Origin of the sequence: Gottfriedia acidiceleris, assembly GCF_004138285.1 — a bacterium.
GTDB classification, from domain to species: domain Bacteria; phylum Bacillota; class Bacilli; order Bacillales; family Bacillaceae_G; genus Gottfriedia; species Gottfriedia acidiceleris_A.
The window spans coordinates 59,359-72,798 of sequence record NZ_SCFN01000004.1 but is presented as its reverse complement, the minus strand read 5'-3'; the positions used below and the strand labels follow the sequence as shown (position 1 = coordinate 72,798).

At 34.3% G+C, this 13,440-nt stretch carries 14 protein-coding genes; 13 read left to right on the top strand and 1 reads right to left on the bottom strand.

All coding sequences use genetic code 11. The features are described 5' to 3' along the window. The first annotated feature begins 1 nt into the window (after position 1). The 6 genes from EP747_RS07015 to spoVM all read left to right on the top strand — a co-directional run bounded on the left by EP747_RS07015 (position 2) and on the right by spoVM (position 5,201). Entirely contained in the window at positions 2 to 754 is a 753-nt protein-coding gene (locus tag EP747_RS07015; protein ID WP_129689162.1) for a Stp1/IreP family PP2C-type Ser/Thr phosphatase, read from the top strand. Positions 755 to 762: 8 nt separating this feature from the next. After that, on the top strand, positions 763 to 2,742 hold the full coding sequence (gene pknB / locus EP747_RS07010; RefSeq protein WP_129689161.1) for a Stk1 family PASTA domain-containing Ser/Thr kinase: 1,980 nt from the start codon (positions 763 to 765) through the stop codon (positions 2,740 to 2,742). Between the two features lie 20 nt (positions 2,743 to 2,762). Beyond that, the gene (rsgA, locus tag EP747_RS07005; RefSeq protein ID WP_129689160.1) at positions 2,763 to 3,644 is read left to right on the top strand and encodes a ribosome small subunit-dependent GTPase A; all 882 of its coding nucleotides are present in this window, start codon (positions 2,763 to 2,765) and stop codon (positions 3,642 to 3,644) included. Positions 3,645 to 3,646: 2 nt separating this feature from the next. Continuing rightward, on the top strand, positions 3,647 to 4,291 hold the full coding sequence (gene rpe, locus EP747_RS07000) for a ribulose-phosphate 3-epimerase (protein WP_129689159.1): 645 nt from the start codon (positions 3,647 to 3,649) through the stop codon (positions 4,289 to 4,291). 90 nt (positions 4,292 to 4,381) lie between these two features. Continuing rightward, on the top strand, positions 4,382 to 5,023 hold the full coding sequence (locus tag EP747_RS06995) for a thiamine diphosphokinase (protein WP_165346896.1): 642 nt from the start codon (positions 4,382 to 4,384) through the stop codon (positions 5,021 to 5,023). 94 nt (positions 5,024 to 5,117) lie between these two features. Then, on the top strand, positions 5,118 to 5,201 hold the full coding sequence (gene spoVM, locus EP747_RS06990) for a stage V sporulation protein SpoVM (protein WP_129689544.1): 84 nt from the start codon (positions 5,118 to 5,120) through the stop codon (positions 5,199 to 5,201). A gap of 97 nt (positions 5,202 to 5,298) precedes the next feature. Here the strand turns inward: spoVM and rpmB are convergent, their stop codons facing one another. Next, the gene (rpmB, locus tag EP747_RS06985) at positions 5,299 to 5,487 is read right to left on the bottom strand and encodes a 50S ribosomal protein L28 (protein WP_025568947.1); all 189 of its coding nucleotides are present in this window, start codon (positions 5,485 to 5,487) and stop codon (positions 5,299 to 5,301) included. Between the two features lie 349 nt (positions 5,488 to 5,836). On the opposite strand from rpmB, the gene EP747_RS06980 reads away from it, so the two are divergent. The 7 genes from EP747_RS06980 (at position 5,837) to plsX (ending at position 13,428) form a co-directional block, all read left to right on the top strand. Beyond that, the gene (locus tag EP747_RS06980) at positions 5,837 to 6,199 is read left to right on the top strand and encodes an Asp23/Gls24 family envelope stress response protein (protein WP_088012978.1); all 363 of its coding nucleotides are present in this window, start codon (positions 5,837 to 5,839) and stop codon (positions 6,197 to 6,199) included. A gap of 23 nt (positions 6,200 to 6,222) precedes the next feature. Then, positions 6,223 to 7,911 carry a DAK2 domain-containing protein gene (locus tag EP747_RS06975; RefSeq protein ID WP_129689157.1) on the top strand — a complete coding sequence of 563 codons (1,689 nt, stop codon included), beginning with the start codon at positions 6,223 to 6,225 and terminating at the stop codon, positions 7,909 to 7,911. 229 nt (positions 7,912 to 8,140) lie between these two features. Then, complete coding sequence (gene sdaAB, locus EP747_RS06970) at positions 8,141 to 8,803, top strand: L-serine ammonia-lyase, iron-sulfur-dependent subunit beta (protein ID WP_129689156.1); 663 nt, start codon at positions 8,141 to 8,143, stop codon at positions 8,801 to 8,803. 17 nt (positions 8,804 to 8,820) lie between these two features. Beyond that, positions 8,821 to 9,702, top strand: a complete 882-nt coding sequence (gene sdaAA / locus EP747_RS06965; protein ID WP_129689155.1) for an L-serine ammonia-lyase, iron-sulfur-dependent, subunit alpha — start codon at positions 8,821 to 8,823, stop codon at positions 9,700 to 9,702. Next, positions 9,702 to 11,750, top strand: coding sequence for an ATP-dependent DNA helicase RecG (gene recG / locus EP747_RS06960; RefSeq protein ID WP_129689154.1), 2,049 nt, complete (start codon positions 9,702 to 9,704; stop codon positions 11,748 to 11,750). Before sdaAA ends, recG begins: the two co-directional genes overlap by 1 nt. A 103-nt stretch (positions 11,751 to 11,853) precedes the next feature. After that, positions 11,854 to 12,420 carry a transcription factor FapR gene (gene fapR, locus EP747_RS06955; RefSeq protein ID WP_025568940.1) on the top strand — a complete coding sequence of 189 codons (567 nt, stop codon included), beginning with the start codon at positions 11,854 to 11,856 and terminating at the stop codon, positions 12,418 to 12,420. Between the two features lie 12 nt (positions 12,421 to 12,432). Then, a complete protein-coding gene (gene plsX / locus EP747_RS06950) occupies positions 12,433 to 13,428 on the top strand; it encodes a phosphate acyltransferase PlsX (RefSeq protein WP_129689153.1) in 996 nt (331 codons plus the stop codon). The last annotated feature ends 12 nt before the right edge of the window (positions 13,429 to 13,440 follow it).

Sequence of the window (13,440 nt, the reverse complement as noted above, 5' to 3'; positions counted from 1 at the left end):
AATGCAAACTTTTTTTCAAACTGATACGGGGAAAGTTCGAGAGCATAATGAGGATAGTGTAGGTATATTTACGAACGATTCAGGAATCGTATTAGCTGTAGTTGCTGACGGAATGGGTGGCCATTTAGCGGGTGAGGTTGCGAGTATGATGGCGATCAATTTCCTCGAAGCAGAGTGGAAAAATACTAGTAATTTTGAAACACCGATAGAAGCCGAATCTTGGCTAAAAAATATTGTAGCGCAATTAAATACAAACTTATTAGTTCATTCAGAGCAAAATGAAGAGTGCAAGGGTATGGGGACAACTCTTGAAGCGATTATTTGTACTCCTTTATTTTTTACGATTGCACATATAGGTGATAGTAGAAGTTATTTGAGGAATGATGAAGGGTTTAAGCAAATAACAGAAGATCATACTTTTGTCGCTGAACTCGTTAAATTTGGGCAAATATCTATGGAGGATGCAGAAATTCATCCTCGTAAAAATGTTATTACGCGAGCACTTGGTACAGAGGAAACAGTTGATGTTGATATTAAAACTTTAACTTGGGAAGAAGATGATTTAATCATTTTATGTTCAGATGGTTTATCGAATAAAATATCAAATGAACTTTTTAATGAAAAATTAAATGAAAATCTACCAATTGATATTCTCGGTAACCAGTTGATTTCACTCGCAAATGATCTTGGTGGAGAAGATAACATCACGCTTGCCATTATTAAGTTTGAGCCTAGAAATATAGAGAAAGGGTGATGATGAGCTTGATGATAGGTAGACGCCTAAACGACCGATATAAGATTTTAAAATTAATTGGTGTTGGCGGTATGGCAAACGTTTATTTAGCCCGTGATATGATATTAGATCGAGATGTAGCTGTAAAAATGTTGAAAGCTGATTTTTCAAACGACCCTGACTTCTTAAGAAGATTTCAACGTGAAGCATATTCAGTTACTTCGCTATCTCATCCAAATATCGTAAGCTCATATGACGTTGGGGAAGAAGATGGATTACAGTATATCGTCATGGAATACGTTGAAGGTGAGACTTTAAAGGAGTATATTCAGCATCATACACCAATAAAGCCAAAAGAAGTATTGAGGATTATGGAACAATTAGCCTCAGCATTAGCTCATGCGCATCATTTTCAAATTGTTCATAGAGATGTAAAACCGCAAAATATTTTACTAAATAAAGAAGGAAATGTAAAAATAACTGATTTTGGAATTGCAACAGCTTCGACAGCTGCAACAATTACACAAACAAATTCAGTACTTGGTTCTGTTCACTACCTTTCACCTGAACAAGCAAGAGGTGGAGTTGCGAATAAAAAATCAGATATTTATTCTTTAGGTATTGTAATGTTTGAGCTTTTAACTGGCAAACTACCATTTTCGGGTGAGAGTGCTGTTGCGATAGCATTAAAACATTTACAAAGTGAAGTTCCACCACCAACAAAATTTAATCCAGAAATACCACAAAGCGTTGAAAATATCGTTTTAAAAGCTACTGCTAAAGATATCTTTTATCGATATGATACTGCAGATGAGATGAAGCTAGATTTACAAACTGCTTTAAATAGTGATCGTTTGAATGAAAAACCTTTTGTGATTCCTACAAATGATGATGAAACGAAGGTAATTCCGATCATAAAGGATATTCCTGTATCAACTAATGATGATACTGTTGTCGTACCGACAAAGAAAAAATCAAACAAAGAAAAAGAACCAATCAAAAAAGAACCTGTCAAAAATGAACCTGATAAATTAAAACGGAAGAAGAAAAATTCTTTTGCAAAGTTTATTATAGGTACATTTATTGCACTTTTAATTGGTGGTTTATTAGCTATAACATTGATTCCTGCGTTATTTTTACCTGAAGACGTAGAAATTCCGGATGTTAAGGATATGACATACGAAAGTGCGGTTACGTTGCTTGCATCAAAAGGGTTAAAGATAAGCGATCCAAAAGAAATTTTTGATGATGAAGTTGATGAAGGGAAAGTAGTTAAAACGTCTCCTAATATTGGGGAAACTGTTAAAGAAAATTCATCGATAACGATTTATAAATCAAAAGGTAAAAAAAGTAACGAGATGGAAGACCTAAAAGGGTTCCAATACAACACGATAAAATCTCGATTACAAGACGATTATCGCTCTGTTACAACGCATTTTATCGAAAGTGATGAACCAGAAGGTGAAATAATAGACCAATCTCCGAATGTTGGGGCTGAAGTCGTTCCATCAGAAACAGATTTAAATGTATGGATTAGTAAAGGGTCATCTACAATCACTCTTCGTGACCTAAAAGGATGGTCTAGAAAAGATGTTGAAACCTATGCAGGCGACAATAACCTAAAGCTTAACGTAACGAAAGAAGATTCTGGAACAGTTGCTGAAAATCATGTTATTTCTCAATCTCCATCTGCTAACGTTGCAGTAAAAGAAGGGGATACATTAAATGTCGTTATTTCTTCTGGAAAACAAAAAGAAAAGACGAAAAAAGTAACAATCAATGTACAAGTACCATATACACCAACCAATCCTAGTTCACCTCAGCTAATTGAGGTATTTATTAGGGATAAAAATAATAATGGTGAAAAACCTGCAATTTCAAAATCGATCACCGAAACAACTACTATACCAGTAGAAGTGACAATTGATCCTGGACAAACTGCTTCCTATAAAATTGTTAAAGATGGTCAAGTTATTGCAGAAAGAGATGTACCTTATCCATCGAATTAAAGAGCTGTAGGAGTGAGTATATGCCAGAAGGCAAAATCATAAAAGCATTGAGTGGATTCTATTATGTCGAAACAGATGAGACAGTTGTTACTTGTCGTGGTAGAGGGAATTTTCGTAATAAGAAAATTACACCTTTAGTTGGAGACGAGGTAGAATATCATATCGAAAAAAGTGGAGAGGGTTATCTACTTGAAATTAAAGAGCGAAAGAATGAACTTGTTCGACCTCCAATTGCAAATGTTGATCAAGCAATTTTAGTTTTTTCAGCAGTAGAGCCTGATTTTTCTCCAATATTATTAGATCGATTCCTTGTATTAATTGAGTTTAATGAAATTACACCTTTAATTGTGATTACAAAGATCGATTTGTGTTCAGAAACACAATTAAAATTAGTATATGAATACGTTTCTTATTATCGCCAAATTGGATATGAAGTATGTTTAACTTCTTCAAAAACTGAGGAAGGATTGGAAAAAGTACTTCCACATATGTCAAATAAAATATCTGTATTTGCAGGACAATCTGGCGTTGGTAAGTCAACTTTACTAAATGCGATTAATCCAGAGTTAGATTTAAAAACTGGTATTATTTCCTCTCATTTAGGACGAGGAAAACATACAACTAGACATGTTGAATTAATAAAAATTGGACAGGGGCTAGTTGCAGATACTCCTGGTTTTAGTTCATTGGAATTTATGGGAATCGAATCTGAAGATTTATCGTATTGTTTTGTGGAAATGCGAGAAAAAAGTCAAGAATGTAAATTTAGAGGTTGTACCCACTTAAAAGAACCAAAATGTGCAGTAAAAGCTGCAGTTGAAAGTGGGGAAATTTCTCCTAAACGATATGATCATTATGTATCATTCATAGAAGAAATAAGAGATAGAAAGCCGAGGTATTAATCATGGTTAAAATTGCACCATCAATCCTTTCAGCGAATTTTGCTAAACTTGGAGAAGAAATTTTAGATGTAGAACGTGGAGGAGCAGATTATATTCACGTCGATGTAATGGATGGTCATTTTGTACCAAATATTACAATTGGACCACTAATTGTAGAAGCAATTAGACCAGTGACGAAGCTCCCACTTGATGTACATTTAATGATTGAAAAACCTGATCAATACATAGAGCAATTTGTAAAAGCTGGAGCGGACATTATTACGGTTCATGTTGAAGCGTGTACACATTTGCACCGTACGATTCAAACTATTAAATCATTTGGTATTAAAGCAGGTGTAGTTCTTAATCCAGCGACTCCAGTTTCATCAATTGAACAGATTATAGATGATGTTGACATGGTCCTTTTAATGACAGTAAATCCAGGCTTTGGAGGACAAAAATTTATTCATTCAGTTGTTCCTAAAATTAAACAAGTTGCTAATTTGATTAAAGAACGCAATTTATCAGTTGAAATCGAAATAGACGGTGGCGTTGACGAAAATACGGCTAAACTTTGTAAAGAAGCAGGTGCTACCGTATTAGTAGCCGGTTCAGCAGTTTATAATAAGGAAGACAGAAAAGAAGCAATAGCGAAAATTAGAGGATAATGTAATCATCTAAAATTGCATGGAAAATCTAATTATGAAACAAAAAATGCAATCGACATTCGATTGCATTTTTTTAAAGGTGGAAAAAAGTTGACTATACATATTGTAGGTGCAGGACCGAAATCGAATACAATTACTGAAATAACTCAGAAAGACGAAAACCAGGTGCTGATTGGCGTAGATAATGGAGCTCATTACTTAATTGAAGAAGGATTAATTCCAGAGGCAATATTCGGTGATTTTGATTCTTTAAGCGATGAAAATTTAGAAAAGATAAAAAGACTTGTCCCAAATGTTTTTATTTACCCTCCTGAAAAAGATGAAACAGATTTAGAACTTGCTATTCAATGGGCAATTAAACAAAAACCAGAAAAGATTTTCATCCATTGTGTAACGGGAAAACGCTTAGATCATGAATTTGGCAGTATTACATTATTAATAAAATTTATGGATTCTGGTGTTCCAATAAAAATCGTTGATGAATATAACGAAATATATGTCATTCAGGAAGGTACCCATTTTATTAGTAAACTGCAGCAATTTAAATACGTATCCTTTTTTTCATTAGGTGCTAAAGTAGAAAATTTAACTTTAAAGGGGTTTAAATACCCACTAACTAATCATTTATTGGAGATTGGATCATCACTATGTGTAAGCAATGAACTGCTAGAGAGTGAAGGGTCTATTTCATTTAGCGAAGGCATAGCATTAGTAGTAAGGAGCAAAGATTAACAATTTCATGTCATAGTTTTCGCTCATCGCAAGTAGAATGTAATAGGATTAATCTTTTCCTTAAAAATGCTAGAAAGCTTGTAGGAGGGAAAGCATGAAATTTTATACGATTAAATTACCTAGATTTCTTGGCGGACTTGTTCGCGCTATGCTGAGTACATTTAAAAAAGACGCTTAGATTAGTTGGAGTAGGTTTTTTTGGTTAGAGGCAATAGGTATCATAAAAAAAGTAAAAAAGCATAGCGGATCGCTATGCTTTTTAGTACGTTAATAAATTAAACGCGCTCAATTTTACCTGATTTTAATGCTCTCGCTGAAACGTAAACACGCTTTGGTTTACCGTTTACTAAAATACGAACTTTTTGAAGGTTAGCACCCCAAGTACGTTTTGAAGCATTCATAGCGTGAGAGCGACTGTTACCAGAACGAGATTTTCTTCCTGTGATTACACAAACACGAGCCATCTATTTCCCTCCTAACAAAAAACGGAATAACATTTCAAATGATTATTTTCATTCAAACACTACTATAATTTATCATACCGTTTCGGTTAATGCAACAGTTATTGGTAAGTTGTTCAAGAAAAAAACCTTGACATCGAAATGTATGATATACTAAATATTAAAGAGGGACCTCCCTGACTTATTGAAAAGAAATTCTTCAAAAATTGTATTTTCTATAATTAACCATGAATATTATTGAAATGCTAATAATAGTAGTGAGTCAATAGAATTATTTTGGAAAAAGGTATACAATAATAAGTAAGTAGTATAACTAACTATACTTGGATTATCCAATAAGGGGGACCAAATTATGTCATTAGAAATGAAAACTCAATATGGAACAATCGAGATTGGGACAGATGTGATCGCTACAATTGCTGGTGGAGCTGCCATTGATTGCTACGGTATTGTTGGAATGGCTTCTAAGAAACAAATTAAGGATGGTCTTACAGAAATCCTAAAAAAAGATAACTTTACAAAAGGTGTTATTGTTCGTCAAGTAGGTGAAGACGTTAATATCGATATGTACATAATTGTAAGCTATGGTACGAAGATTTCTGAAGTTGCTAATAACGTACAAAATAAAGTGAAGTATACTCTTGATCAAACATTAGGCTTGTCAGTTGACTCTGTTAATATTTTTGTTCAAGGTGTGAAAGTAGCTAACCTGTAAAGACGCATTAAGGAGGAGAATTTGTGTCGATAAAACGTATTGACGGTAAATTATTTGCAGATATGGTGATTCAAGGTGCAAATAACTTAACGAAAAATGTAAAATTTGTAGATTCATTAAATGTATTCCCGGTACCAGATGGTGATACTGGAACAAATATGAATCTTTCTATTACTTCAGGATCTAAGGAAGTAAAAGAAAAACCAAATAGTCATGTAGGGAAAGTTGGTCAAAGCTTCGCAAAGGGCTTATTGATGGGGGCGCGTGGTAATTCTGGTGTAATCCTTTCTCAATTATTTAGAGGTTTTTCTAAATCAATTGAAACAAAGGATACAATTTCAACAACTGATTTTGCTTTAGCATTAGAAGCAGGGGTAGAAACTGCTTATAAAGCTGTTATGAAGCCTATTGAAGGAACAATCTTAACAGTTGCAAGAGAAACAGCAAAAAAAGCAGTTGTCATAGCAAAAACGCATGAAGAATTTATTCCTTTTCTTGAGGAAACAATTACTGAAGCAAATGCATCATTAAACCGTACTCCAGACTTACTACCTGTGTTAAAACAAGTTGGTGTAGTTGATAGTGGAGGCCAAGGATTAGTACTTGTCTATGAAGGATTCTTAGCGGCATTAAAAGGTGAAGAAATTTCCCTAGAAGGTGCTGAGGCGACACTTTCAATTGAGGAACTTGTTGAAGCAGAACATCGTAATGTACAAAGTATGTTAAATACTGAAGACATTGTTTACGGATACTGTACTGAATTTATGGTGCGATTTGAAAAAGATAAATTAAAAAAACATCCTTTTGACATAGACACTTTCCGTAAAGAGTTAAGTGCGTGGGGTGATTCTTTATTAGTAGTTGCTGATGATGAAATTGTAAAAGTTCATATTCACGCTGAGTACCCTGGGGAAGTATTTAATTTAGGTCAACGATTTGGAAGCTTTTTAAAACTAAAAGCTGAAAATATGCGCGAACAACATACTAACTTACTACATGAAGAGGTTTCAAATGAATCTCCTTCTAAAAATGAGTCTGAACAATCTACTGAAAAACAAGAATTTGGTATCGTTACGGTAGCTATGGGATCAGGGATTAAAGCATTATTTGAAAGTATTGGGGCAACTGTTGTAATTGAAGGCGGTCAAACAATGAATCCTAGTACAGAAGACATTGTAAAAGCGATTGAACAATGCAACGCAGAAAATGTTATTGTACTTCCTAACAACGGAAATATTGTGATGGCTGCCGAGCAAGCTGCATCTGTTGCAGAATGTAATGTAGCAGTTGTAACGTCTAAAACAGTACCTCAAGGTATGTCCGCTTTATTAGCATTTAATCCTACAGCATCATTAAATGAAAATAAATCTGGAATGCAAGATGCTTTAAAGACAGTAAAAACAGGTCAAATAACTTATGCGGTTCGAGATACTGAAATTGATGGTGTTGAAATAACAAAAAATCATTTCATGGGGATCCTTGAAAGTAAAATTGTTACAACAGATGCAAATCAATTAGAGGCTGCAAAAAAATTATTACAAGATATGATTGATGAAGATTCTGAAATATTAACAATCTTATATGGTCAAGACGTATCAGATGAAGAAATTTCAAAATTAGTCGAATTTGCCGAAGAGAGCTTTGATCACTTAGAGATTGAAGTTCATAACGGAAGTCAACCTTTATATTCATATATTTTTTCGATTGAATAAGATAAAATATAGCAAGATAAAAGAGGAAGTGTGATCACTTCTTCTTTTTTTTTTGTAATTTATTTAAAGACTAATGTAAAATAACGTAGAACTCTGTAGAATTTCGTATTACACTATAAGGTGGACATTGTTTTGTCCATAATACCAACTTTTTATATAAATGATTTGTTCTAACAAAACAAAAACTAAATATAATACGCTTTTACAATAACGTATTGGGGGAAACGTGATGAAATATAAAAGTGTTTTTGACATAATTGGTCCAATTATGATTGGTCCTTCTAGTTCACATACAGCGGGAGCGGCTAAAATTGGTCGTGTAGCAAGAAATCTTTATGGAAAAGAACCAAAAAAGATTTTGATTTCATTATATGGTTCATTTGCTAAAACATATCGTGGACATGGTACAGATGTTGCGCTTATTGGTGGATTATTAGATTTTGATACATTTGATGAGCGTATTCCAGAATCATTAAATATTGCACAAGAAAAAGGGATGTCAGTTGATTTCATTGAAGAAGATGCAGTAACGGAGCATCCAAATACAGTGAAAATTTCTATTCTCGATGATGACCAACCATTTGAGTTAGTGGGAATTTCAATCGGTGGTGGAAAAATTGAAATTATTGAGTTGAATGGATTTGAACTTAAACTTTCGGGTAATTACCCTGCAATCCTTGTTGTTCATAATGACCGTTTTGGTTCGATTGCTGGTGTAACAAATGTCCTAATGAAATATGCGGTAAATATTGGCCATATGGAAGTTTCACGTAAAGAAGTCGGACAAATTGCATTGATGGCAATTGAGGTCGACCAAGATTTAGATAATAAAATTATTAAAGAAATTGAATCTTTACCACATATCATTCGCGTTACGAAAATGGTTGATTAAGGAGAGGGGGAACTTAAATGTTTAAAAATGTTGCTGAATTAGTTGAATTAGCTGAGTCAAAAAATGTTAAAATTTCAGAAATAATGATCCAACAAGAGATGTCTTTTACAGGAAGAAGCCGTGAAGAGATTATCGGTAAAATGGAGCAAAATCTTGTTGTTATGGAAAAGGCAGTTGAAAGAGGACTTGCAGGTGTTCACTCGCCAACAGGTTTAACAGGAGGAGACGCTGTATTACTTCAAAATTACATTGCAAAAGGTAATTCGCTTTCAGGTCATTTACTTTTAGATGCTGTTAGTAAAGCGGTTGCGACAAATGAAGTAAATGCTGCAATGGGTACGATTTGTGCAACTCCTACAGCAGGTTCTGCTGGTGTAGTTCCTGGAACTCTTTTTGCTGTAAAAGAGAAATTAAATCCTACTCGAATGCAAATGATTGAATTCTTATTTGCATCAGGTGCTTTCGGTTTTGTTGTAGCCAATAATGCGTCAATTTCAGGTGCTGCAGGTGGCTGTCAAGCGGAAGTAGGCTCTGCAAGTGGTATGGCAGCAGCAGCGATCGTTGAAATGGCTGGCGGTACTCCAAGTCAAAGTGCTGAAGCATTTGCCATTACATTAAAAAATATGCTTGGTTTAGTATGTGACCCGGTTGCAGGTTTAGTAGAAGTACCATGTGTTAAGCGAAATGCAATGGGTGCTGCTAACGCTATGGTAGCAGCAGATATGGCATTAGCAGGTATTACAAGTCGAATCCCATGTGACGAAGTAATTGATGCTATGTATCGAATTGGACAAACAATGCCATCTGCGTTAAGAGAAACTGCAGAAGGAGGACTAGCGGCAACGCCAACAGGACGTGAATTGGAAGCTAAAATATTTGGTGTTTCGCTAAAAAAATAGTGAGTAATGAACTTGAACAAAAAATATCTGTATTAAGTGGTGTTGGCGAAGAAACTGAAACACAATTAAATGATATGGGTATTTTTACTATAAATGACTTAATCGAATATTTACCGTATCGATATGAGGATTTTCGAAATAAGGATTTATCAGAAGTGAAGCATGAAGAGCGCGTGACTGTCGAGGGGATTGTTCATAGCGCTCCTCTTCTTCAATATTTTGGCAAAAATAAATCACGACTAACATTTCGACTTTTAGTTGATCGATACTTAATTACTGTTATTTGTTTTAATCGACCATATTTTAAAACAAAGTTAAACTTAAATGAGCATGTAACTGTTTCTGGTAAGTGGGACCAACATAAACAAACCATTTCATTATCAGACCTTGTATTTGGTTCACGTACGAATAGTCATGAAATTGAGCCTGTCTATTCAATTAAGGGTAAAATGTCTGTAAAAACAATGCGTAAATTTGTTGAGCAGTCTTTTAAAAAATTTGGACATTTAATAAATGATTTAGTGCCAAATGAACTAATTCAAAAATATAAACTTTTAAATCGTTCAGAAACAATGAGATTACTTCACCACCCAATTGATGCGAATAGTTTAAAACAAGCTAGAAGAAGCTTTGTTTATGAAGAGTTTTTTCTTTTTCAACTAAAAATGCAAGCACTTCGAAAAATTCAGCGTAATCAATCAAAAGGTATCCCAAAAACATTAAACATTGAAAAAATTCAACAACTAATCCAATCCTTACCATTTCCTCTGACATCAGCTCAAAATCGAGTTGTACAAGAAATATTCACAGATTTAGAAAGTCCTTATCGAATGAATCGCTTATTACAAGGTGATGTTGGGTCGGGGAAAACCGTTGTCGCAACAATAGCATTGTATGCATGTACACTTAATGGTTATCAAGGGGCATTAATGGTGCCTACAGAAATTTTAGCTGAGCAACATTTTGAATCTTTAGCAAAAATGCTACAACATACAGAAGTAAATGTTGAACTTCTTACAAGTTCTGTAAAAGGTAAAAAGCGTCGTGAAATCCTGGAACGTTTAAAAAACGGTGAGGTACATATTTTAGTCGGTACTCATGCTTTAATTCAAGATGAGGTTCAATTTAATAAATTAGGCATTGTAATAACAGATGAACAACATCGATTTGGTGTTGGGCAACGAAGAGTTTTAAGAGAAAAAGGTTATTTCCCTGATGTATTATTTATGACAGCAACTCCAATCCCAAGAACTTTGGCAATAACAGCTTTTGGTGAAATGGATGTATCGATTATAGATGAATATCCAGCTGGTCGTAAAAAAATAGAAACGTATTGGGTCAAACAAGAAATGTTTGATCGCGTTTTAGATTTTATCGGTAAAGAAATTAAAAATGGACGACAAGCATATCTAATCTGTCCACTTATCGAGGAGTCAGAGAAATTAGACCTTCAGAATGCATTAGATTTACATAGTGTTCTATCGTTTCATTATCAAAATTTAGCGAAGGTTGGATTGATGCATGGAAAGCTATCATCAACAGAGAAAGATGACGTGATGAAGGCTTTTGCAGCTAATGATGTTCAAATATTAGTTTCAACGACAGTTGTGGAAGTAGGTGTAAATGTACCGAATGCAACTGTGATGGTTATTTATGATGCAGATCGCTTTGGACTTTCACAATTACATCAGCTAAGAGGACGAGTTGGACGAGGTTCAGAACAATCGTATTGTATTTTAGTTGGTGATCCAAAAAGTGAAGTAGGAAAAGAAAGACTAACAATCATGACAGAAACAAACGATGGTTTTGAGTTAAGTGAAAAGGATTTAGAACTTAGAGGACCAGGAGATTTCTTTGGAAAACAACAAAGTGGTGTACCCGAATTTAAAATGGCTGATATGGTACATGACTATCGTGCATTAGAAGTTGCGCGAAATGATGCAACATTATTAGTTAATTCAGATGTATTTTGGAAAGCTAATGATTATCAAGGATTAAGAATGTACTTAGACAGAACGGGAATATTTAATTCAGAAAAATTAGATTAGTACTAGGTATTAAAAGTTTGTCAAAAAACTATTGTAATACGTGGATTTTTAATATAAACTGTATTTAATACCTGGTCACAAATTAGTAGTTGAGGTATGTAATATGAGAAGAAATAAAAAAGATCGTCATGAATTGTTAAAAAAAATTATAAAAGAAAATCCGTTTATTACAGATGAAGATTTAGCTAATCAATTATCTGTAAGCATACAAACTATTCGTCTTGATCGTCTTGAATTATCAATTCCTGAGTTAAGGGAGCGCATCAAAAATGTTGCCACTCAGCAATTAGAAGATGTAAAATCACTACCAGTAGATGAAATAATCGGTGAAGTTATTGATATTCATTTAAACGAAAGTGCCATTTCTATATTTGACGTTAAGGAAGAGCATACTTTTAGTAGAAATGGAATTGCCCGAGGTCATCACTTATTTGCCCAGGCTAATTCTTTAGCAGTTGCAGTTATTCATGATGATTTAGCTCTTACAGCTAAATCCAATTTTGTTTTTATTAAACCAGTAAGAACGAATGATCGAGTAATTGCGAAGGCAAAGGTTTTACCGCAAAAAGGAGATCCGAGGCGTACTACAGTTGATATCAATGGCTATGTTGAAAAAGAACATGTATTCCATGGCTTGTTCGAAATGTACCACCGAAGTATTGAAGAATAGGAAGTGAACAAGATGAAAATAGCTATCGATGCAATGGGTGGAGATCATGCCCCAAAAGCTATCGTTGAAGGTGCGATGCTTGCAATTGAAAAATTGAATGATATACATATTACTTTAATTGGTGATGAATCTAAAATAAAGCCATTCTTAACGAATGATAAAAATATAACGATTATCCATACAGATGAAGTAATTGAAGGAACTGAAGAGCCAGTTAGAGCGGTTAGAAGAAAGAAGAATGCTTCTATGGTCTTAATGGCAAACCAAGTAAAAGAAGGTAATGCTGATGCATGTATTTCTGCTGGAAATACCGGGGCATTAATGACAGCGGGCCTATTAGTTGTTGGTCGAATGGAAGGTGTAGAACGACCTGCACTTTCACCTACAATGCCTACTTTAGATGGCAAAGGCTTTGTATTCCTCGATGTAGGTGCTAATGTTGATGCAAAAGCAAATCATTTACTCCAATATGCGATAATGGGATCTGTATATGCCCAAAAAGTAAGAGGTATACATAATCCGACTGTAGGATTACTAAATGTCGGTACGGAAGATAAAAAAGGTAATGAACTTGCTAAACAAACATTCCAGTTACTAAAAGAAAGTAATTTGAATTTTATAGGAAATGTTGAAGCTAGAGACTTAATGAACTCAGTAGCAGATGTAGTAGTTACAGACGGGTATACTGGAAATATAGCTTTAAAAGCTATTGAAGGTACTGCACTTGCAATGTTTTCATTAATTAAAGATGCGATGCTTACTAATTTCACATCGAAGCTTGCAGCAGCTGTATTAAAACCAAACTTAAAAGGTGTTAAAAAGAAAATGGATTACTCTGAGTATGGTGGAGCAGCGTTATTTGGCTTAAAATCACCTGTCATTAAGGCTCATGGAAGTTCTGATGCTATGGGGATTTTTAGTGCAATTAAGCAAACTCAAACGATGGTTGAACATAATGTTGTAAAACTAGTAAGTGATCATATGGAGAAAATCGAATCAAATGCATAAGGGGGTCACTCC

What these genes read in the sequence shown, in the direction of transcription:
- EP747_RS06980 (WP_088012978.1), top strand. Translation starts at nt 5,837, where the DNA reads ATGTCATTAGAAATGAAAACTCAATATGGAACAATCGAGATTGGGACA.
- rpmB (WP_025568947.1), bottom strand. Translation starts at nt 5,487, where the DNA reads ATGGCTCGTGTTTGTGTAATCACAGGAAGAAAATCTCGTTCTGGTAAC.
- fapR (WP_025568940.1), top strand. Translation starts at nt 11,854, where the DNA reads ATGAGAAGAAATAAAAAAGATCGTCATGAATTGTTAAAAAAAATTATA.
- spoVM (WP_129689544.1), top strand. Translation starts at nt 5,118, where the DNA reads ATGAAATTTTATACGATTAAATTACCTAGATTTCTTGGCGGACTTGTT.
- rsgA (WP_129689160.1), top strand. Translation starts at nt 2,763, where the DNA reads ATGCCAGAAGGCAAAATCATAAAAGCATTGAGTGGATTCTATTATGTC.
- rpe (WP_129689159.1), top strand. Translation starts at nt 3,647, where the DNA reads ATGGTTAAAATTGCACCATCAATCCTTTCAGCGAATTTTGCTAAACTT.
- sdaAA (WP_129689155.1), top strand. Translation starts at nt 8,821, where the DNA reads ATGTTTAAAAATGTTGCTGAATTAGTTGAATTAGCTGAGTCAAAAAAT.
- EP747_RS07015 (WP_129689162.1), top strand. Translation starts at nt 2, where the DNA reads ATGCAAACTTTTTTTCAAACTGATACGGGGAAAGTTCGAGAGCATAAT.
- sdaAB (WP_129689156.1), top strand. Translation starts at nt 8,141, where the DNA reads ATGAAATATAAAAGTGTTTTTGACATAATTGGTCCAATTATGATTGGT.
- plsX (WP_129689153.1), top strand. Translation starts at nt 12,433, where the DNA reads ATGAAAATAGCTATCGATGCAATGGGTGGAGATCATGCCCCAAAAGCT.